The 21933-nt window shown below is 62.8% G+C and carries 20 protein-coding genes; all 20 read right to left on the reverse strand.

The genetic code is table 11. From position 1 onward, the window contains the following. Window positions 1-574 (reverse strand): site-2 protease family protein (locus CMI59_RS14905; protein ID WP_293329025.1); only part of this gene is annotated, 574 nt, incomplete at its 3' end. Between the two features lie 148 nt (window positions 575-722). After that, complete coding sequence (locus tag CMI59_RS14910) at window positions 723-1925, reverse strand: 1-deoxy-D-xylulose-5-phosphate reductoisomerase (protein WP_293329045.1); 1203 nt, start codon at window positions 1923-1925, stop codon at window positions 723-725. Further along, window positions 1925-2791, reverse strand: a complete 867-nt coding sequence (locus CMI59_RS14915; RefSeq protein ID WP_293329026.1) for a phosphatidate cytidylyltransferase — start codon at window positions 2789-2791, stop codon at window positions 1925-1927. Before CMI59_RS14915 ends, CMI59_RS14910 begins: the two co-directional genes overlap by 1 nt. Window positions 2792-2798: 7 nt before the next feature. Beyond that, entirely contained in the window at window positions 2799-3554 is a 756-nt protein-coding gene (locus CMI59_RS14920) for an isoprenyl transferase (protein WP_293329046.1), read from the reverse strand. A gap of 90 nt (window positions 3555-3644) precedes the next feature. Continuing rightward, window positions 3645-4214 carry a ribosome recycling factor gene (gene frr, locus CMI59_RS14925; RefSeq protein WP_293329027.1) on the reverse strand — a complete coding sequence of 190 codons (570 nt, stop codon included), beginning with the start codon at window positions 4212-4214 and terminating at the stop codon, window positions 3645-3647. 40 nt (window positions 4215-4254) lie between these two features. Further along, on the reverse strand, window positions 4255-5025 hold the full coding sequence (gene pyrH, locus CMI59_RS14930; RefSeq protein ID WP_293329028.1) for a UMP kinase: 771 nt from the start codon (window positions 5023-5025) through the stop codon (window positions 4255-4257). A 137-nt stretch (window positions 5026-5162) separates the two neighbouring features. Continuing rightward, window positions 5163-6086, reverse strand: coding sequence for a translation elongation factor Ts (gene tsf, locus CMI59_RS14935; protein ID WP_293329029.1), 924 nt, complete (start codon window positions 6084-6086; stop codon window positions 5163-5165). Window positions 6087-6225: 139 nt separating this feature from the next. Then, entirely contained in the window at window positions 6226-7050 is an 825-nt protein-coding gene (gene rpsB / locus CMI59_RS14940) for a 30S ribosomal protein S2 (RefSeq protein ID WP_293329030.1), read from the reverse strand. A gap of 263 nt (window positions 7051-7313) precedes the next feature. Next, window positions 7314-10748, reverse strand: coding sequence for a DNA polymerase III subunit alpha (dnaE, locus tag CMI59_RS14945; protein ID WP_293329031.1), 3435 nt, complete (start codon window positions 10746-10748; stop codon window positions 7314-7316). Between the two features lie 70 nt (window positions 10749-10818). Further along, window positions 10819-10968, reverse strand: coding sequence for a hypothetical protein (locus tag CMI59_RS14950; RefSeq protein WP_293329032.1), 150 nt, complete (start codon window positions 10966-10968; stop codon window positions 10819-10821). Window positions 10969-11046: 78 nt separating this feature from the next. Then, window positions 11047-11928: a LysR family transcriptional regulator gene (locus tag CMI59_RS14955; protein ID WP_293329033.1), complete on the reverse strand. Its 882-nt coding sequence runs from the start codon at window positions 11926-11928 to the stop codon at window positions 11047-11049. Window positions 11929-11958: 30 nt separating this feature from the next. After that, window positions 11959-13023, reverse strand: coding sequence for a YeiH family protein (locus tag CMI59_RS14960; RefSeq protein ID WP_293329034.1), 1065 nt, complete (start codon window positions 13021-13023; stop codon window positions 11959-11961). A 95-nt stretch (window positions 13024-13118) separates the two neighbouring features. Beyond that, complete coding sequence (locus tag CMI59_RS14965) at window positions 13119-13856, reverse strand: ABC transporter ATP-binding protein (RefSeq protein ID WP_293329035.1); 738 nt, start codon at window positions 13854-13856, stop codon at window positions 13119-13121. After that, on the reverse strand, window positions 13849-15120 hold the full coding sequence (locus CMI59_RS14970; RefSeq protein WP_293329047.1) for a lipoprotein-releasing ABC transporter permease subunit: 1272 nt from the start codon (window positions 15118-15120) through the stop codon (window positions 13849-13851). The genes CMI59_RS14965 and CMI59_RS14970 overlap by 8 nt, the downstream gene beginning before the upstream one ends. Before the next feature lie 74 nt (window positions 15121-15194). After that, complete coding sequence (gene proS, locus CMI59_RS14975; RefSeq protein ID WP_293329036.1) at window positions 15195-16514, reverse strand: proline--tRNA ligase; 1320 nt, start codon at window positions 16512-16514, stop codon at window positions 15195-15197. Window positions 16515-16621: 107 nt separating this feature from the next. Then, window positions 16622-18358, reverse strand: coding sequence for a hypothetical protein (locus tag CMI59_RS14980; protein ID WP_293329037.1), 1737 nt, complete (start codon window positions 18356-18358; stop codon window positions 16622-16624). Between the two features lie 77 nt (window positions 18359-18435). Continuing rightward, a complete protein-coding gene (locus CMI59_RS14985) occupies window positions 18436-20130 on the reverse strand; it encodes a hypothetical protein (protein ID WP_293329038.1) in 1695 nt (564 codons plus the stop codon). 52 nt (window positions 20131-20182) lie between these two features. Next, the gene (locus CMI59_RS14990; RefSeq protein WP_293329039.1) at window positions 20183-20728 is read right to left on the reverse strand and encodes a hypothetical protein; all 546 of its coding nucleotides are present in this window, start codon (window positions 20726-20728) and stop codon (window positions 20183-20185) included. Window positions 20729-21123: 395 nt separating this feature from the next. Further along, window positions 21124-21441 carry a DUF1467 family protein gene (locus CMI59_RS14995; RefSeq protein WP_293329040.1) on the reverse strand — a complete coding sequence of 106 codons (318 nt, stop codon included), beginning with the start codon at window positions 21439-21441 and terminating at the stop codon, window positions 21124-21126. 41 nt (window positions 21442-21482) lie between these two features. Beyond that, a complete protein-coding gene (gene mce / locus CMI59_RS15000; RefSeq protein WP_167095165.1) occupies window positions 21483-21887 on the reverse strand; it encodes a methylmalonyl-CoA epimerase in 405 nt (134 codons plus the stop codon). Window positions 21888-21933: the final 46 nt, after the last annotated feature.

A 21933-nucleotide genomic window follows, 5' to 3' on the forward strand; every position in this document is an offset into this window, starting at 1 on the left:
CCTCCACTATGCGCTGCATGTCTTCGAAGGTGTCGATCTTGCTGCCGTCGATCTTCACGACATAGTCGCCAGCTTCAAAACCGGCTTCATCCGCGGCTGTTCCCTGACGCACGCCATCAACCGTCGGCAGCGCCACCGTCTGCCCTGCAAACGTGTAGATACCGGCGAAAATCGCGATCGCCAGGATGAAATTCGCGATCGGTCCGGCAGCGACCACCGCGGCGCGCTGCCAGAGCGGTTTGAAATGGAACAGGCCTTTGCGCTGGCTATCGGGGATGGCGGCGAGTTGCTCACGACTGGGCATGCTCGCGGCGTTTTCGTCCCCGGCGAATTTCACGAAACCGCCAAGCGGAATCCAGCTCAGCTTCCAGCGCGTCTGATGACGATCATTCCAACCGAAAATCTCGGGCCCGAAACCGATGGAGAAGGTGTCGACCTTCACGCCGCAGCGCCGCGCCACCCAGAAATGCCCCAGCTCGTGGAAAAAAACCACGACGCCAAGGACAAAAATGAACGGCAGCAGATAGCTGAAAAGCGTCTCCCCGAACCCACCAATACTCGCCAGAATGCTCATATTATCCAACTTCTTTCACTGGCCGCCGGGGTACTCCCCGATCGTGCCGGCGATCATATCAGCCAAGTATGCCCAATACATGGACAAACGTCCGGCAAAGCCACCATTTTCCGCGAGTCACCAGCCCCTGACGGCGGTACAGCCTACGTCAGCATGACCGCTTTTGCACCCATTCAGACGCCAGTTTTCGCGACAGGGCATCCAATTCGTAAACGTCTTCCAGGCCTGACGGCACCTGCGTTCCCCAGGCGTCGCTGCGCAGGACCTCTTCGACGGTAGCGGCGATTTCGGCGAAGGGGAGCCTACCGTTCAGAAAGGCCGCGACGGCGACCTCATTGGCGGCATTGAGTACGTTTGGTGCGGCGCCGCCATCCTTCAGCGCCTCCCTTGCCAGCCGAAGGAGCGGAAACCTAACAACATCAGGGACTTCGAAGGTTAATTTACCGATTTCTGCGAAGTCCAGACGCGCGCTCGGCGTGGCCATGCGCGACGGCCATGCCAGCGTGTAGCCGATGGGCGTCCGCATGTCGGGCGAGCCCAGCTGGGCAAGCACGGATCCGTCGACATATTCGACCATGGAGTGAATGATCGACTCGGGGTGGATAATGACGTCGATCTGGCTCTCTTCCACCGGAAACAGGTAAAACGCCTCGATCAACTCAAGGCCCTTGTTCATCAGCGTCGCGCTGTCGACCGAAATCTTGGCTCCCATCTCCCAGCGGGGATGAGCGACGGCCTGGGCCGGCGTGGCCGAGGCCATCTCCTCCACCGTCCAGGTCCGGAACGGACCGCCCGACGCCGTCAGAATGATCCGGGAGATGCTTTCAGGCTTGTCGGCCTCCAGCACCTGGAAAATGGCATTGTGCTCGGAGTCCACTGGCAGGAGGACGGCGCCCGAGCGCTCGACCTCCGCCAGGAACAATGCTCCCGCCGAGACAAGGCATTCCTTGTTCGCAAGCGCCACGCAGGCCCCTCGCCGTACCGCGGCCAGCGTCGGCGCGAGCCCCGCTGCGCCGACAATGCCCGCCATAACGAAATCGGAAGGACGGGAAGCCGCCTCATCAATGGCCGCGGCCCCCGCCGCCGCCTCGATCCCGCTTCCGGCCAGGCCCCGTTTCAAGGCGTCATAGCCCGCGGGGTCGCCGATCACCGCGACCGACGGGCGGAATTTGAGAGCCTGCGCCACAAGGGCATCGACATTGCGGTGTGCCGTCAGCGCCTCGATCTCAAAGCTTTCCGGCTGGCGTTCCACGAGATCGAGCGTCGAACAACCGATCGAGCCGGTCGAGCCGAGTATGGTGATACGCCTTGGCGTCGCATTCGACGCGGGCAGCTTTTCCGCTTCCGCCATCAGGGCCAAATCAGCACTCCAGCCGCCGGGTTAGCGGCATTGTGAACAATTCCAAGCAGGGCCGCGGCGACCGTCACCGCCATCAGACCGTCGACCCGGTCCAGCACACCCCCATGACCGGGGATGAGATGCCCGGAATCCTTGAGGCCGGCACGGCGCTTCATGGCGGATTCGAAGAAATCGCCCAGTTGTTCGACGATTGCCAGCCCCGCGCTCAAGACTGCCAGCAGTATGGGAGAGCCCGCCCCGATCATCAATGCAGCCGCCACGCCCGCCACGACGGCCCCGACCATGCCCCCTATGAGCCCGGCCCAGGTCTTTTTCGGCGAAATGGACGGCATGAGCTTCGGCCCGCCGATCGTGCGGCCTGCGAAATAAGCGAAGCTGTCGATAGCCCACACCATCACCAGAAGCCAGAAGACAGCCTCCAGGCCATAGGAAGGATCGTTCCGCAGCCAGATAAGCGCCACGAAAGGCAGCACCAAATAGGGATAGGCGATCAGGGCCTGCCCCGCCGCCCCATGCCGCCACAAGCGACCGGCCAGCGCGAAGGCCATAATGCCTGCGGCAACGGCAAGGCCAGCCGAGGGAAGCCCGGCGGCGGCAAAGGCAATGGCCAGCAGCACGGCGAGTATCAGGCCGAGCGCATCGCGAACCCCCGTGCTGCGATAGATGAGATGCGAAACCTCCAGCGCCATCGCGACCGCGGCAATGGCCAGCATCGCGGCGAAAATCCATCCGCCCGCCCAGGTACAGGCCAATGCCAGCGGCGCCAGCAAAAGAGCGGAGACAACGCGCCGCGCCATATCGCCAAATCGGGCGCTGCCCATTCGGGAGGTATCGGGCGGACCGCCGGGTTCAGTCATATCGCGATCAGCTTCCATTTCCCGCCGGGACGGCGCCGAAACGGCGCTGGCGGCCGTTGAACTCGGCAATGGCGGCACGAAGATGGTCCGGCGTGAAGTCCGGCCAGAACACATCGTCGAAGAGAAGCTCGGAATAGGCGCTTTGCCAGATCAGGAAGTTGGAGAGGCGCTTTTCGCCGCTGGTACGGATCACGAGGTCGGGATCGGGAATGCCCGCCGTGTCGAGATAGGCGGATACCGTGTCCGGCGTGATCTCGCTTGCGCGGAGCTTGCCGGCCTCCACTTCCTGTGCGATGCGGCGCATGGCGCAGGCAATCTCGTTCTTGCCGCCATAATTGAACGCGATGATCAGGCGCAGCCTCGTATTGGCGCGGGTCAGCGTTTCGGCTTCATCGATGAGGGAGACCAGATCGGGATCGAGATGCGTGCGATCCCCGATGATCCGGATATTGACGCCGTTGCGGTGCAACTCCGCGAGGTCGCGCCGGATGAACAGGCGCAACAATCCCATCAGGTCGTTCACTTCCTCGGGCGGACGGTTCCAGTTTTCGGAGCTGAAGCTGTAAAGCGTCAGATATTCGATGCCGATATCGGAGGCGGCCCGGACGATGACGCGAACCGCTTCGACACCCTGGCGGTGCCCGGCAGCCCGAGGCAAATGGCGCTTGGCGGCCCAGCGTCCATTGCCGTCCATAATGATGGCGACATGACGCGGCACCGCCTGAGAGGCGGTCTCGCTGTCATTTTGCTTGGACGTCAACATCATACCGTCAACCGGGTTTTCTTATTTTAGCCGGGTCTGAGCGACCGTCATCCCGATAGTGAAACCTGCCATCAAGGCAACAGCAAGGCCTCACACCTGCATGATTTCACTTTCTTTGTGGGCCAGCGCGGCGTCGATTTCCGCGATGAACTTGTCGGTCAAAGACTGGACCTCGTCGCTCCAGATCTTGTGATCGTCCTTGCTCATCTTGCCGTCCTTTTCGAGCTTCTTCAGCTCGTCCATCGCGTCGCGGCGTACATTGCGCACGGCGATGCGGGCCTGCTCGGTATAGCGCGCGGCGACCTTGGTCAGTTCCTGACGACGCTCCTCGTTGAGTTCCGGGATCGGCAGGCGGAGCAGTGTGCCGTCGACAACCGGATTGAGGCCGAGGCCGGAATTGCGGATCGCCTTTTCGACGGCCGCCACCATGCCCTTGTCCCAGACGGAAACCGTCAGCATACGGGGCTCGGGCACACCGACCGTGCCGACCTGGTTGAGCGGCATGGTCTGTCCATAGGCGTCGACGGTGATCGGATCCAGCAGGCTCGCGGTCGCGCGGCCTGTCCGCAGGCCGCCGAACTCGGTCTTCAGTGCCTGCACAGCGCCCTTCATGCGGCGTTCGGTGTCGTCCAGATCGAAAGTTTCTTCTTGGTCAGCCATGTCGGTTCCTTCCGTGCCTTGGTTCGCCCGCAAGCGTTTCTCAGGCAGCGTTCTCGATGATAGTGCAGCGTCCCTTGCCCGTCAGAACATCGACCAGGGAGCCGGAATCGTGAATGGAAAAAACGATGATCGGAATATCGTTTTCCCGGGCCAGCGCGATGGCGGAGGTATCCATCACCTTCAGATCGCGCGCGATCACGTCGAAATAGGTCAGCCGCTCATAGCGTTCCGCGTCGGGGACCTTCTTGGGGTCGTCGGAATAGACGCCGTCGACCTGCGTCCCCTTCAGCAGCGCATCGCAGCCCATCTCGGTGGCGCGGAGCGCAGCGGCGGTATCGGTGGTGAAGAAGGGATTGCCGGTGCCGGCCGCGAAAATGACGACCCTGCCCTTTTCCATGTGCCGCACCGCGCGGCGGCGGATATAGGGCTCGCAAATGGTCATCATGGGAATGGCGGAAAGAACCCGGGTGGGCACATCCAGGCGTTCCAGCGAATTCTGCATGGCCAGCGCGTTCATGACGGTTGCCAGCATGCCCATATAGTCCGCGCTTGCCCGCTCCATCCCCTTGGCCGCGCCTGACAGCCCGCGGAAGATGTTGCCACCGCCGATCACGAGGCAAACCTCGACGCCGATCTCGCAGGCCTGCTGGATTTCCCGGGCGATGCGATCGACCGTGCCGACATCGATACCGTATTGGGTATCCCCCATCAGGGCTTCGCCCGAAACCTTCAGGAGAACGCGGGAGTAACGCGGCTTGTCGGCGCCTTCGGCTGCGCTTTCGGTTGCACTTTTCGTGACACTGGCGGACATGGGCAGGATTCCGGCGCTATGGGCGTGGCATCTGGACAGATGGGCTGAGGGGCGAATCCCTCCTCACCTGCCAGAGACAATAGCGCCCCCTGCGCCGGTTGGCGAAGGGGGCGCTGTATTCACAGAGGCAAAATGCCTCAACCGCGGGCGGCAGCCACTTCCGCGGCGAAATCCGCCTCTTCCTTTTCGACGCCTTCGCCAAGGCCGAAGCGCAGGAAGCCGACGACTTTCACCGGGGCGCCGATGTCGCCTTCGGCGTTCTTCACGGCCTGCTCGACGGAATTGTCCGGGTCGATCACGAAGGCCTGGGAGAGCAGCACGACTTCCTGGAGGAACTTGCGCATGCGGCCTTCGACCATCTTCTCGATGATGTTGTCGGGGCGGCCCGATTCCTTCGCTTCGGCGATGAGCACGTTGCGCTCACGCTCGATCGTGTCCTGATCCATGTCCTCGGGACGGGTGGCCAGCGGGGTCGTCGCCGCGACATGCATCGCGATCTGCTTGCCGAGCTCAGCCAACTTTTCCTTGTCGCCGGCGGATTCAAGACCGACCAGCACGCCGATCTTGCCGAGACCCGGCACGACCTGATTGTGGACATAGGCCGCGACCACGCCCTCATCGACCGAGATGAAGCCCGCGCGGCGGACATTCATGTTCTCGCCGATCGTGCCGACGGCTTCGGTCACGTAATCCTCGACGGATTTAGACGAGCCGGTGTAGGTCGCCGCCTTGAGCGCATCGACATCACCATTGGCGTCGAGCGCCAGCTTGGCGATTTCGGAGACCATGCCCTGGAACTGTTCGTTGCGGGCCACGAAGTCGGTTTCGGAATTCACTTCCACGACCGCGCCGCGCGTACCGTCGGCAACGACGCCAACGAGACCTTCGGCGGCGACGCGACCGGCCTTCTTGGCGGCCTTGGCCAGACCCTTGGTCCTCAGCCAGTCAACCGCGGCTTCCATGTCGCCGTCGTTTTCCTTCAGCGCTGCCTTGCAGTCCATCATGCCTGCGCCGGTCTTTTCGCGCAGTTCCTTCACCATGCTTGCGGTGATATCAGCCATCGGATTTCCTCAAAAATGCTGCGGCCCCGGCCCGCGAACAATCCGCGTCTGCCGAAGCCAGTCAAGAGCTCTCCCAAGAGCACTGGCGGGACCCCGAAGCGCGTTCGGGCAGTCCCGCCAGGCCGAATTCGGACCCGGCTTACTCGGCCGGGGTTTCGGCCGCCGGCTCAGCCGCTGCTTCGGCTGCCGGGGCTTCTTCAGCCGCGGGGGCGTCAGCCAGCGCGGGCTCGGCCATCGGTTCCGCCTCGGCGCCGATATCGACACCCATGGAGCCCTGGCTCTGCGAGATACCGTCGATCACCGCGCGGGAGATCAGATCGGTGTAGAGGCTGATGGCGCGCGCCGCGTCGTCATTGCCCGGGATCGGATAGGCAATGCCGTCCGGATCGCAGTTGGAATCCAGAATGGCAACAACCGGAATGCCAAGCTTGCGGGCTTCCTGAATGGCGATCGTTTCCTTGTTCGTGTCGATCACGAACATCAGGTCGGGAATACCGCCCATGTCCTTGATACCGCCGATGGCGCGCTCAAGCTTGTCGCGCTCGCGGGTCATCATCAGGACTTCCTTCTTGGTCAGGCCACGGGCCTCGCCACCAAGGATCTCGTCCAGTTCGCGCAGGCGACGGATCGAGTTGGAAATCGTTTTCCAGTTGGTCAGCGTGCCGCCGAGCCAACGGTGATTGATGTAGTACTGGGCGCACTGGCGCGCCGCCTCGGCGATCGGATCGGAGGCCTGACGCTTGGTGCCGACGAAGAGCACACGGCCGCCACCGGCCACCACATCGCGCACGGCGACGAGCGCCTGGTGCAGAAGCGGCACCGTCTGGGCCAGATCGATGATGTGGATGTTGTTGCGGTTGCCGAAGAGGAAGGTCTCCATCTTCGGGTTCCAGCGATGGGTCTGGTGACCGAAGTGAACACCGGCCTCCAGCAATTGACGCATAGTAAAATCGGGGAGTGCCATGACACCCTGCTCCTTTTTCCGGTTGGACCTCCGCAGGGGGAAACGTGTCGGCCTCGCATTGAATGAGGCCGACCGCACCGGACGGGGGCACCCTATGTTGTCTCTGTGACGACCCGTTGAAGATTGGACAGAGACGGTGGGTACACCCAACCCCGCGTGTGGAATGGCGCCGGTATAGGGGGAGAAAGGCTGAAAAGCAAGCGTGAATAGCGGCTTAGCGCGGCCTGTCGGGGCGCGACCAGGCGGGCGGATTTCGCGGCCCGTCAGATTTCCTGCACCTCGATGACGCCGGTCATGGATTTGATCGCGCCGCGGATTTCAGGCGTCACGCGGTAGCGATCCTTCAGCTCGATCTCGATTTCACGCCCCTTGTCGGCCAAAAGAACAAGGGAAACAATGCCTTTTCCCTTTTCCTTGAGACGTGTCTTGAGCGGTTCGAGCGTGGAAGGATCCTCCAGGAAGACCTTCATGCCCTCTTCCACATTGGCGGTCGCGGCCTCCAGTGACTGCACGGCCAGAGCCCGGAGCTTCACCTCATCGCCCGCGCGATCGATTTCCACGGAGACGACCACGGATTTGCCGGGCTCCATGTCATCGCGCGAGGCGGAGAGCACCTCGGAAAACACGATCATCTCGAACTGGCCGGTCGGATCAGACAGGTTGAGAAAGGCGAAGGGGTTGCCCTTCTTCGAGCGTCGTTCCTGACGGGCCGTCACCGTGCCGGCCATCTTGGCGGCCGGGGTGCTGCGCGACAGCATTTCCGCATAGGTGACGACGCCCGCCCGCTTGAGCGAGGTCAGATAGCCGTCCAGCGGGTGGCCGGAGAGGTAGAAGCCGATGGCGTTGAATTCCTCATTGAGGCGCTGTATCGGCGTCCAGCTTTCCACGCGCGGCAGGGCCGGATTGGCCATCGCGGCCCCGCTGTCGCCGCCGAAGAGGTTCACCTGCTGGGTCTCGCGCTCCTCCGCCGCGGAACTTGCGATGCCCATCAAAAGGTCTGCGCTTGCAAGGAGTTGGGCTCGATCCTTGTGAAGGTCGTCGAAGGCGCCGGCGCGGACCAGATTCTCGAAGGTGCGCTTGTTGATGAAGCGCGGGCTGACGCGGCGCGCAAAGTCGTAAATGTCGGCGAAGGGCCCGCCTTCCCGGCGGACTTCAACCACATGCTCCATCGCCTGACGGCCGACATTCTTGATGGCGGCAAGCGCATAGAGCACCTCGCCGTTCTCCACCGTGAACATGGCTTCGGAGCGGTTCACCGATGGCGGGCAAACCTTGATGCCAAGACGGGTCGCTTCTTCCTTGAAAACATTCAGTTTATCGGTGTTGTTGAGATCAAGGCTCATGGAGGCGGCCAGGAACTCCACCGGGTAGTTCGCCTTCAGCCAGGCCGTCTGATAGGCGACCAGCGCATAAGCGGCGGCATGCGACTTGTTGAAGCCATAGCCCGCGAACTTGTCCACCAGCTCGAAGATTTCCGCCGCCTTGGCCTTGTCCACGCCCTTCTCGACGGCGCCGGTGACGAAGCGTTCCTTCTGCTTCTCCATCTCCGCCTTGATCTTCTTGCCCATGGCGCGGCGGAGAAGGTCGGCTTCGCCCAGCGAGTAGCCGGAGAGGATCTGCGCGATCTGCATCACCTGCTCCTGATAGATGATGACGCCATGCGTCTCGCGCAGGACATCTTCCAGCCAGGGATGCAGATAGTCGGGCTTTTCCTCGCCTTTCTTGCAGGCGATGTATTTCGGGATGTTGTCCATGGGGCCCGGGCGGTAGAGCGCCACCATGGCGATAATGTCTTCGAAGCGGTCGGCATTGAGCTTGCGGAGCATGTCGCGCATGCCCGAACTTTCAAGCTGGAACACACCGACCGTCTGCCCCTTTGCCAGCATCTCGTAGCTGGCCCTGTCGTCCAGCGGCAAATGGGCGAGATCGACCTCGATATCCCGGAGTTTCAGCAGGTTCACCGCCTGCTGCAGCACGGTGAGCGTCTTCAGGCCGAGAAAGTCGAACTTCACGAGGCCCGCCGGCTCCACCCATTTCATGTTGAACTGGGTCACCGGCATATCCGAGCGGGGATCGCGATAGAGCGGCACCAGCTCGTCCAGCGGGCGGTCGCCGATCACCACGCCGGCGGCGTGGGTCGAGGCGTGGCGATAGAGCCCCTCCAGCTTCTGGCCGATTTCCAGCATGCGGGCGACGGTCTCGTCGTTCTTCGCTTCCTCCTGAAGGCGCGGTTCCCCCTCGATCGCTTCGGGCAGCGTGACCGGATTGGCCGGATTATTGGGCACGAGCTTGCAGAGCCGGTCCACCTGGCCATAGGGAAGCTGGAGGACGCGTCCCACATCGCGCAGCACGGCGCGGGCCTGAAGCTTACCGAAGGTGATGATCTGGGCGACCTGATCGTAGCCATAGCGATCCTGCACATAGCGGATCACCTCGTCGCGCCGGTCCTGACAGAAGTCGATATCGAAGTCCGGCATGGAGACGCGTTCGGGGTTCAGGAAGCGCTCGAACAGGAGCCCGAAACGCAAGGGGTCGAGGTCGGTAATGGTCAGCGCCCAGGCGACGACCGAGCCCGCGCCCGATCCGCGGCCCGGCCCGACCGGAATGTCATGCGCCTTCGCCCATTTGATGAAGTCGGCCACGATGAGGAAGTAGCCGGGGAAATCCATCTTCACGATGATGTCGAGCTCGAAACGCAGGCGCTTGCGGTAGACCTCCTCATCGGCCACCGCTTCCACGGCGGCAAGACGCGCGGTGAGGCCTTCCTCGGCCTGGCGCACCAGCTCATCCGCCTCGCTGGTGCCGAGGGCGAAATTGGGCAGGATCGGCTTGTGCGTGCGCGGGCGGAAGGCGCAACGCCGGGCGATCTCCAGCGTGTTCTCGATCGCCTCGGGCAGATCGGAGAAGAGCGCGACCATTTCGGCCTGCGACTTGAAACGGTGTTCGGGCGTCAGGCTGCGCCGGTCGGTCTGGGCGACATAGGCGCCCTCCGCGATGCAGATCATCGCGTCATGCGCTTCGAACTCGTCTTCCCTGGCAAAATAAGGTTCGTTGGTGGCGACCAGCGGGATGGCCTTTTCATAGGCCCAATCGACGAGTTGCCCCTCCGTCTGGCGTTCGCGCGCCATGCCGTGGCGCTGCAGCTCGACATAGAGCCGGTCGCCGAAGGTCTTTTGCAGCCAGTCGAGATTTTCCTCCGCCGGACCGGGCTGGCCGGCCTCCAGCAGCTTGTTCACCACGCCTTCCGGCCCGCCGGTCAGACAGATGAGCCCTTCCTGGCATTCCGCGATCTTGGCGAGGGGCACATGGGCGGGCTCCCCGGCTTCCGGATCGAGAAACGCACGGCTCGAAAGCTTCATGAGGTTCTTGTAGCCCTGCTCGTCCTTGGCCAGCAGCGCAATGATGCCGGAAGGCTCGCGGCGGGGGCCGCGGCCCGGCTCGTCATCGGCGGCGAGCAGGACAGGCAGCGTACAGCCGATAATGGGCTGAAGCCCCGCGCCGGACAGCACCTCGGAAAATTCCAGCGCGCCGAAGAGATTGGCCGCATCCGTGATCGCCACGGCGGGCATGCCCTGCTCCTTGCAGAGCTTGGGCACATCCTTCATGCGGATCGCCCCTTCCAGCAGGGAATAGGCGGTGTGCATCCGCAGATGGATGAATTGAAGCGGTTGGGATTGCGAGGAGCGGGAATCGGCCATGGCTTGCATTCTCCCGCTCCAGCGGCCCCGTGTCAGGCGGGGTCGCGAAATAAAGATGTGGAAAAGACGATTATCCCATCAGTCCCCTGGCGATCTCGACCCAGGTCACGGCCGTGAAGATGAAAGCGGTGATGGATGCCAGCGCCGCGATGTCCTTCAGCCAGCCATTGGTTTCATGTCCCGTCTGCATATTCAGCCCCTTCGCGAACGATGTGTTCATGGAATGTTCTGATGCAGATAGTTCCCTCTTTGTTCTCACCCGTCAAGAGGAAAATCTCCGGGATTACGTAGCCCTGCGTCAGGCGGATTTGCAGTGGTCGATCAGGGCCTCGGCCGCCTTGCTCAAGCGGCGCTCCTTGTGACGGACCACGTGGAAAGCGCGGCGTCCGAGCGCCGGTTTCAGCCGTTCCAGCCTGCCGCCCCGAATGCTCTCGGCCACGACCAGTTCCGACAGCGCGGCAATACCTGCGCCCGCCTCCACCGCGGCGCGCACGGCCTCGTTGGACGGCAGGACCATGGCGATGCGGCGCTCATGGATGGGCACGCCCAGGGCTGCGACCGCGTTTTCGGCTTCCGAGCGCGTACCCGACCCCGGCTCGCGGACGATCCAGTCGGCGGCGGCAAGATCGGCGGGTTTCAGGCTGCGCCGTTCGGCCAGCGGGTGATCCGGCGCGACGACAAGGACCATCTCGTCGATGCCGACCTGATCGACCGCCAGCGCGGCCGCTTTCACCTCGCCCTCGACGAAGCCGATATCCGCCGTGCCCGCTTTTACCGCTTCGATGACGGCGCTGGTATTGCCCTGCTCCAGCCGGACATCGACTTCCGGTGCGCTTTCGCGGAAACGGACGAGATGCGGCGGCAGCCAATAGCTGGCGATGGTCTGGCTGGCGGCTACGTTGATCGCGCCCTTCGCGTGGGAGCCGAGTTCGCTCAGCATGAGTTCCGCCGCCTCGGCCCGGGCGACGACCGCCCTCGCCTCGCCGAGAAAGGTCTTTCCGGCAGCCGTCAGTTCGATATGACGGCCGACCCGGTCGAAGAGCCTCGTATCGTGGCGCGCCTCCAGCGCTGCGATGGCGGCGCTCACCGCCGATTGGGTCAGCCCCAATGCCGCCGCGGCCTGCGTTACATGCTCGCGTTCGGCGACGGCCAAGAAGATACGAAGCTGGTCAAGCGTCACAGGCGGGTTCCCGGAGAAATCGAAGGTCGGTCAGCTTAACCAGGTTACGAGCCCCAGTCCCGTCACGGAAATGAATATCCAGGCCGCCGCCCCGAGGATGAGCGGCCGGAGCCCCATCGCAAGGAGCTTGCGAAAATCGGTCTCGAGGCCCATCGCGGCCACGGCGACCGCCAGCAGGAAGGTCGTCACCATTGCCGTGTCCGCCTTCGCCGTCGTTTCCAGGGGAAAGAGCGTGTTCACCACGATGAGCGCGAGAAAGCCGAAGGCGAACCAGGGGATATGAGCCCAGCGGCTCTGCGCGGCGGCGCCCTCTTCCGGTCCGGCAACATCGGGGTCGCCATGATGCTTCTCGCGAACCCAGAAGGCGGCCAGCGCCAGAATGACGGGGGCCAGCATCATGACCCGGGTGAGTTTCACGATGGTGCCGAAATGGCCCGCCGCCTCGCCGCCCTGGAATGCGGCGGCCACGACCTGCGCCACCTCGTGAATGGTCGCGCCGGTCCACAGGCCGTAGGTGTGGGAGGAGAGCGCCATGGCCGCGCCCAGGATCGGGTAAAGCAGCATGGAGATGGAGCCGAATATCGTCACGCAGGCAACGGCATAGGCGACTTCCTCATCCTCACCGCCAATGACGGCATCGGCGGCGATGACGGCGGAGGCCCCGCAAATGGAGGTGCCCGAGGCGATCAGCGCGGAGAGCGATCTGCCGACGCCGAGCGCACGGCCCATCCAGAGGGTGAAGAAGAAGGTCGCGCCGAGCGTGGCGAGCGTCGCGGCGAGGCCGCCCAGCCCGACGCTTTCAACCTGCGCCAGCGTGAGCTGGAGGCCCAGCAGCATGACGGCGAAGCGGAGGATCCGGCGGAGCGCAAATTTCACGCCCTGTTTGGCCGCCGCCGGCGTGCCGACGATGTTGTTGAAGGCCATGCCGAGCAGGATGGCGAGAATAAGCGGGCTCAAGGGGCCCATGCCCGGCAGCTCATGAAGGCCGGTGGCGACCGCGCCGATGATGACCGTCAGGCCCAGACCCGGCAGCAGCGCGGCTGCGTTCTGAAGGCGCTTGGGGTGCGTAACGGTTGCTGCGTCGTTGGCCGACATGACAAGGCTCCCTGTTTTCTAACTACAGGGATCATGCGTAAAACCGATCAATCGGTCCAACGCGTTATTCTTGTCAAATCAATCGATATTATCGATCAAAGGCTCTGGTATTGCGCGGCGAGTTCCGCACCTTCGAGCAGCTTGCCTTCATGGAGCAGGACGACCCGGTCCATATGCGAAGCGAGGTCGAGATTGTGGGTCGCGATAAGCGCAGCCACCCCCTCCTGCCGGCAGACATTCAACAGCTCGGTGAAGACATGCCGGGAGGTCTTGGGATCGAGATTGCCGGTGGGCTCGTCGGCCAGCACGAGGCGCGGTCGGTTGGCCAGCGCGCGGGCAATGGCGACACGCTGCTGCTCGCCGCCGGAAAGTTCGGCCGGCCGATGCGTCGCGCGGGGCGCGAGCCCCATGCGGGTGAGCAGGTCCATGGCGAAATCATGCGCCTCGCTCTTTTTCCGGCCCGCCACGAGCTGGGGCAGCATGACATTTTCCACCGCCGAGAATTCGGGCAGCAGATTGTGGAACTGATAGACGAAGCCGACATCGGTGCGGCGGACGGCAGTCTTCTGGCTGTCCGGCAGCGCCACGCAGTCGCGCCCGCCGATCATCACGGCGCCGCTATTCGGCATTTCCAGCAGGCCGGCGATGTGCAGCAGCGAGGATTTACCCGCGCCAGAGGGGCCAACGAGCCCGACCATCTGACCTTTCCAGATATCGAGCGAAAGTTCGCGAAAGATATGGAGCGTCTCTTCGCCCTGCTCATAGGTGCGTGTGACGTCTTTCAGGCTGAGGGCGGGCATGCCGTCAGTGGTGGCAGCGGTTACATCACTCATAGCGCAGCGCCTCCACCGGATCGAGCGAGGCGGCACGCCAGGCGGGATAAAGCGTCGCCGCGAATGAAAGCCCCAGCGCCATGAGGACAACGGAGGTCACTTCGCTGACATCCACTTCCGCGGGCATGCGGCTCAGGAAATAGACCTCCGGCGAGAACAGCTCCGTGCCCGACAGGCTCGACAGGAACTGACGCAGCGGTTCGATGTTGAGGCAGAAGACGAGCCCGAGCGCGAAACCGGCCAACGTGCCCAATACGCCGATCGAGGCGCCGGAGATGAAGAAGATGCGCAGAACCGAGCCGCGCGTCGCGCCCATGGTACGCAGCACGGCGATGTCCCTGCCCTTGTCCTTCACCAGCATGATGAGCCCCGAAATGATGTTGAGCGCGGCAACGACGAGGATGAGCGTCATGATGAGGAACATCACATTGCGCTCCACCTGAAGCGCGCTAAAGAAACTCTGATTGGTCTGCTGCCAGGTCACGACATCGCAACAGGACCCGGCGGCCTGTGCGACGGGCAGGACTTCCTCGTTCACGCGGTCGGGGTCCTTGATCCTCAGCTCCAGCGCGTTCACGCCATCTCCGGTCTTCAGGAAATTCTGCGCCGCGGTGATCGGCATGAAGATGAAGGTCGCATCATATTCCGACATGCCGATCTCGAAGATCGCACCGATCTTGAAGGCGCGCACGCGTGGCGCCGTGCCGAAAGGCGTGGATGTGCCCCTTGAGCTCAACAGTGTGATCTTGTCGCCGATGGAGACGCCAAGCTTACGCGCCAGACGCGAACCGACGGCGATCTCGCCCTCCTTGAAGCTGTCCAGCGAGCCCATCAGCACATTATCCGAGACGGCGGCCAAGTCCTGCAGGTCGCTTTCGCGTACACCGCGCACCAGCGCGCCGGATGCATTCGCCGGCGTGGAGGCCATGACCTGTCCTTCGACAAGTGGCATGACATGGATCACGCCGTTCACCTTGCGCACCCTGTCCGCCACGCTGTCGTAATCGGTGATATAGCCGGCGACGCCGCGCACAAACATATGGCCGTTGAGGCCAAGAATGCGGGAGAGAAGTTCCGTACGGAAACCGTTCATCACCGACATAACAATAATGAGGGCCGCCACCCCAAGCATAATCCCGGTAAAAGAGATTGCCGCAATGACAGAGACGAAGCCTTCCTTGCGACGGGCCCTCAGATAGCGGAAGGCCAGCAGCCATTCAAAGCCGCTGAAAGGCCGCGTCTTGCCGCCGGATACCGGTTCCATATCACCGGTTGCGAGGCCTGCATTGTCACTCATATCGGTTTTCGCCTTTCGCCCCCGCCGTGCAATTGACCGGTTCAGCTGGTGAGAAGGTTCAGCGCTGAATCGATCGAGAGTTCTTCCTTCTCGCCGGTCGCCCGGTTCTTCACTTCCACCACGCCGTTCTTCAACCCGCGCGGGCCGACCACGAGCTGCCAGGGAAGGCCAATCAGGTCCATGTTGCTGAACTTGGCCCCTGCCCGCTCGTTCGTGTCGTCATAGAGCGTTTCTATCCCGGCGGAAGTGAGTTTCGCGTAAATGTCTTCGCAGGCCGCATCCGTCTCTTCATCGCCGGATTTGAGATTGACGAGGCCGACCTTGAAGGGCGCCACGGCTTCGGGCCAGATAATGCCGTTCTCGTCATGGCTCGCCTCGATGATGGCGCCGACAAGGCGCGAGACGCCGATGCCGTAGGAGCCCATCTGGACCGGCACTTCCTTGCCGTCCGGACCGGAGACGACCGCGCCCATGGCTTTCGAATATTTCGTGCCGAAGAAGAAGATATGGCCGACCTCGATGCCGCGCGCCGTCATGCGCTTGTCTTCCGGCACCTCGGCCTCGAACTTCGCTTCGTCATGCACTTCGTCGGTCGCGGCATAAAGCTCCGTCCGTGAACGGAGTATGGGCTCAAGGTCGCTCTCATAATCGAGGTCGTCGCCCGGCACATCCATATCCACCAGATCGCGATGACAGAAGACGGCGGATTCGCCGGTCTCCGCCAGAATGATGAATTCATGGCTGAGGTCGCCACCGATGGGACCGGTATCGGCGGCCATGGGAATGGCGCTGAGGCCCATGCGGTCGAAGGTCCGCAGATAGGAGACGAACATCTTCTGGTATGCGCGGCGCGCGGCGTCCACATCGAGGTCGAAGGAATAGCCGTCCTTCATCAGGAATTCGCGCCCGCGCATGACGCCGAAACGCGGCCTGATCTCGTCGCGGAACTTCCACTGGATGTGATAGAGATTGCGCGGCAGGTCGCGATAGGAGCGGACCGAGTTCTTGAAGATCTCGGTGATCATCTCCTCATTGGTCGGCCCGTACAGCATGTCGCGGTCGTGCCGGTCCTTGATACGGAGCATTTCAGGCCCATAAGCGTCGTAGCGGCCCGACTCACGCCAGAGATCGGCCGACTGGATCGTCGGCATGAGCATCTGGATGGCGCCGGCCTTTTCCTGCTCCTCATGGACGATTTTCTCGATATTCCTCAACACGCGCAGGCCGAGCGGCAGCCAAGCATAGATACCGGCGCTCGTCTGCCGGATCATGCCGGCGCGCAGCATGAGGCGGTGCGAGACGATCTGGGCCTCGGCGGGGTTTTCCTTCAGGGTCGGCAGAAAATATCGGGAAAGACGCATTGCGTTGTGCTGACTTGTCGTTGGGGGCCGAAGCGCGAGGCGACTGGCGTCACCTCTCCGGCAACTGCCGAATCCCGCGCCGGGCCAGCTAAAACAGGGGTCAAGTTTTAGGGGGTCGTCACCGACTTCGCAATGTCCGGCTTGATGTTCAATTGGGCCGAGTAGCGCCGGACCGCCCCTTCCAGATAGGCCCGGACGTCCACATTCGGGGGTTCGCTCACGCCGCGCCCGGTGCGGACGCCCCAGGGGCCCTTTTCCAGCTCGGCGGCGGTATAGTCCATCCGGACGTCATAGGTCCGCTCGATCTGGTTACGCAGCTTCTGTTCGGCCTCATACCAGCGGGTTTTCACCTCGCCGTCCGGGCAGGTGGAAAGCTCCGCGCCGCGCGCGCCCCAGCGGCGCTCGACGCATTGATAGGGGTCGAAGGAGAGCCTGAAAAGGCGTCGGGAGATCTGCTCCATATCGAGCGTCACGGGCTTACCCGCCGAATTCCGGTAAGTCACGAGGCAGGAGGCAGCCTCCTCGTTGTAGAGCTTCAGCATGTCGCCGGGCAGGTCATTGCCGTCATAATCAAGGCGCGGGGCATCGATGAGGTCGAGCTTCACGAAGAGGACGACGGAATCGTAGAGCTGCTTGAAGCTCGTTTTCAGCCGGGCATCGCGGGCGGGCGTCGAATAGCTCTCCCAGAGACCATCCGTTCCATAGATGTTTTCCGGCAGGCGTTCGGGCGGAGGCATCTCATCGGTGCCCTTGTCCCGCGCCACCTCGATGGAATGCTGTCGCGAATGAAGGTCGCGGCATAGCGACTGCGTCAAGGATCGCAGTTCGTCCAGCGGGCGATAGGTCAGATCGCCGAAGGACATCTTCGCCCGGAGATAGGTGTAAAAGTCCATCGTTTCGTCGTACCAGACCCATTGCGCATTGCGCCAATTGTCCGGATCGGTCGGCGGGTTGCCTGTGTATTGCTCCAGCGAGTAGTCCGGCAGCTTGCTGTTCGGCGTGCCTTCGATATGCCCGCCGACAAGCGCGCCATTGGGCGCGCGCGTCGCGCCGACGACACGGATGGGCCGGTACTTCTGAAAGATCGCGCCAAGCTCCGGCCCGGTGCGCGCATATTCATGGCCGAGGAAGCCGCGCGTTACCGTGTTGTCGGGCTGGGCGGAGAAAAGCCGGATACGACCGCTCTGCTCCACCTTCCAGACAAGTGCGATATGGCCATTGCTGTCATAGGCGATGGTGCCGGGCTGAATGGCCTCTCGGTTCAAGGCAGGCGAATAGGTGTCGGAGAAAAGCTCCGGGTCCCATGCGCGCGCATCGTAGCGATGCATGGCGGTGGAGACGGTGGTGGTCAGCCGTTGCAGGAGGCGCGGCGCATTGACTCCATGCTCGGTTCGCGGGACGGCATCGCGCTTCGTGATCGCATTGCCATGGGGCGAGTAGCGGACATCGCTGTCCCTGACCTTCTCGATGACATTGCCGTCTTCATCCAGCGGCTTGACTTCGGCTTCCCAGGCGAAGGGCAGTCCGTTCTTCCAGGCGAAATAGGCGCGCAGCACGAGCGGTGCGTCGGCGCAGTCGATCAGGAAGTCATAGAGGCCGGTGCCCTTGTCGGTGAACCGGTAGGGATTGGCCGCGCTTTTGAGGCAGTCCTGAACGGTCCAGCAATCCGCCGCGCCGATACCGGCCACGAAATCGCGCCAGGCCTCTTCATCCGTCTGGCTCCATGCCGGTTTGGTGACGATCCAGCGCGCGGAATCCGCAGCCATGGCCGGTTGCGCGACCAGCATGGCAGACAGAAGAAGCCCCGGAGCGGCAATCAGAACACGCCAGAAAGAGAGATACATCACCGGCCCTCATGCGGAATCGGCGCAGCTTCCGCGTCCCGTCCCGCAAAGTCAACGAAGGCTATGTGACAGTTGGGTCAGCGAGTGGCCGCGGGTTCCGGCGTGTCCGCCATGACGGAATAGCGATGGGCCGCGGCCTCCAGATAGGCGCGCACATCGACCTCGGGCGGATGGTCCACGCCCCTGCCCGTTCTGAGCCCGTAAGGACCCCGCTCAAGCTCGGTGATGTTGTAGCCCATATCGACATCATAGGTCCGGTCGATCTGGTTGCGGAGTTGCTGCTGCGCCTCATACCAGCGGGTCTTCACCGCGCCGTCGCGGCAGGTGGAAAGCTCCGTTCCGCCCGCCCCCCAGCGGCGCTCCACGCATTGATAAGGGTCGAAGGAAAGCCTGAAGAGACGCTCGGTCACCTGACGCATATTGAGCGACACCATGCGGCCGTCTGAATTGCGATAGGAAATCGTGCAGGCCGCGGCCTTCTGCTCATAGGCCTGCAGAAGGTCGCCGACGAGATTGTTGCCGTCATATTTCAGGCGCGGAGCGTCGATGAGATCGAGCTTCACGAACTGCACGACGGCATCGTAAAGCTCCTTGAACGCGGTCTTCAGCCGGGCGTCCCGCGAGGGCGTGGAATAGAGTTCCCACACCCCGTCGGTGCCGTAGATGTTATTCGGCAGGCGACGCGGCGGCGTCATGTTGTCGATGCCTTCTTCCTGCGCGATTTCCACAGCGCGGGCGCGCGAACGCAGGTCCTGGCAGAGCGACATCATCATGGCGTTCACTTCGTCCAGCGGACGGTATTCGAGATCGCCGAAGGACATCTTCGCCCGGAGATAGGTGTAGAAATCCATCGTCTCGTCCTGCCACACCCATTGCGCGCGGCGCCAGTTCGCCGGGTCGGCCGGCGGGTTGCCGGTATATTGCTCCAGCGAGAAATCCGGGATCTCGCTGTTCGGCGTCGCAACGATACGCCCGCCGATCAGCGAGCCATTGGCCGCCCGCCTCGCGCCAACGAGGCGGATGGGGCGGAATTTCTGGAAGATCGATCCGAGTTCGGGGCCGGTGCGCAGGAACTCCCGTCCAACAAAGGAGCGGCTCACCGTGTGATCGGGGTGAGAAGAGAAAATCCAGATGCGGCCATTGGGCTCGACCCGCCAGACGGTCGCGATATGACCGTTCACATCATAGACGATGGTGCCGGGCTGGATCGCTTCCCGGTCGAGGCGCGGCGAATAGGTATCGGTGAACATGGTTTTGTCCCACGCCCTCGCATCGCGCCGGAACATGGCCGTCGAAATCGTCCAGGTGAGCTGGCGCAGGATCGGCATGGCGCGCACGCCATAGGCCGTGCGCGGCACCGACGCGCGGCTCACCACCCTGTTGCCATAGGGCGAATAGCGGATGTCGCCGCGCACCCCGTCGGCGGGCAACACGCCGTTCGCCCAGGCGAAGGGCAGTCCGTTCTTCCAGGCGAAATAGGCCCGCAGCACATAAGGCGTATCGGCGCAGTCCACGAGGAAGCGCGCGCCCTTCGGATCGGTATGGCGGTAGGGATTGGCCGGGCTCTTGAGGCAGGCATCCATCGTCCAGCAATCCGCCGCGCCAATTGCCGCGATGAAGTCGCGCCAGGCGGCCTCGTCGCTCTCGCTCCAGTGATCCTTGGTGATCGTCCACAGACCATTGCCCGACGCCATGGCAGGCGACGACACCGCCAGCCCCAGCATCAGACTGAAAAAGCCGAAGACCCCCGTCTTCACCCAACCCGCAAGCATGAAACACCACCCGATTTGCCCATAATCAGGGTCCCGGGGGGACCGCCCGGAGTCAATCCGCCGGAGTGCGGTGCGGGGGCTCCAGAGGCTGTTTCGTGTGCGTGTGATGCAATTCTGCACAGGCTTCGGCCAGCGCCTGGCGGCTTCCATCGGAAAGCGGCACGCCGTCGATTTCCACCGCGCCGGTGCGGCTGTCTATCCGCAGATGCGCGACGCTCATCTCACTCGTTGAGACGCCCGGCGTGGCGCTGCCGGCAAGCGGGCGGACCACCACTTCGAATTCATAATGGCGGCGGGGGGCATAGTCGGTTCCGCCGCCGATATCGGCCGGTGCGACGGGGCGGCCATCGGCGGCCACGCCCGGCACATAGTCCGCAGCGCCGTCGACGGTATCGGGCGCGGCGTAGAGGTCGAGGTTTTCGCAGGCTTCGGGCGAAATCCGAACGATCCGCGCTCCCTCCCCTCCGGCCAGTTTCACTGTCGGGTTTTGCGCTTGCGCCGCGGCTTGTCCTGCAATCAGGCAAAGCAGGCTGGCGATCAGCGCCATAAGGCAGCCAAGCCGCGGAAAGGGACTGGAATCACGGGTCGAGCGGGTCATGCGCCATCATCTCCCTATCCGGCTTAACGTCTCATCACCGTTTCGCTCGTTGCCAGGAAACAGGTGACGGCGGACATTCATTTCGCACCCGCCGTATTTTCGTGCCGAATGTTACCATTCCGACGATTTTTGCGTGACATCGCGTCGCATCCCCGCTATCTTTCTGCGCAACAAAGGGGCCGAAAAACAGGTTCCAAGTCTAGGGAGGAAACGCAGACACGACCGGCAACGGTCGATGGCGCGACCAAATGAGGGAAAACCCAAAGCAAGGTCCACGTACGTGGCCTTGCTTTTTTTTTGCGCTGAATTTGGGCAAGGTCCACCTTCATGGCCTTGCTTTTTTTACGCTGAAATCGTGCTTGCGTTGGATTGGAGCTCGCCGGCCCCGCCCTGCCTCAGTTGCCGGGCTGCTGCGCGGGCGCTGCCGGGGTGACCGGCTCGTTATATTCCGGCGAGAACTTCGGCATGAACGGAATGTCGTCATAGGAAATGGGCTGATAGATCATCACCCAGGCGACGATGCACCAGAGGATGCCCGCTATGATCGTCGTGGCAATCACCTTCCAGAGCAGCAGGGTGCGCGCCGGCGCGCCGGGGTCATGCCCCTCGCGCAGATCTTCCTCGGCGACCGGATTTCCCCGGAAGGGAAGCACCGCCAGCAAAGTGATCCACCAAATCACGAAATAGATGGCGATGCCTGCGAACCAGCTCATTGACCGTCCGATCCCGTCTCAAGAAAGCGAGGGCTTGTCCCTCAGGCCTGTTCCAGCTCGACCAGCGTGCCGTTCAGATCTTTCGGATGAAGGAAGACGACCGGTTTGCCATGGGCGCCGATCTTCGGCTTGCCGGTGCCGGTGATGGTCACGCCTTCGTCGTTCATCTTTTCGCAGGCCTGATCGATATCATCGACCTCGATGCAGATGTGATGAATGCCGCCCTTGGGGTTCTTGGCGAGGAAACCGGCAATCGGCGAATCTTCTCCCAGCGGCTCCAGCAGTTCGATCTTGGTGTTGCCGAGATCGACGAAAACCGTGGTCACGCCATGGTCGGGCTGCGGTACGGCTTCGGAGACTTTCGCATTGAACTTCTGGCGATAGGTTTCCGCGGCGGCCTTGATGTCGGGCACTGCGATCGCAACGTGATTGAGCGGTCCGAGCATGAGAGTTTCCTTTTAGGTCTGGAATTGCGCTGGCCAGAAATTAGGC

Origin of the sequence: Parvibaculum sp. (assembly GCF_002684405.1) — a bacterium.
Lineage (GTDB): Bacteria > Pseudomonadota > Alphaproteobacteria > Parvibaculales > Parvibaculaceae > Parvibaculum.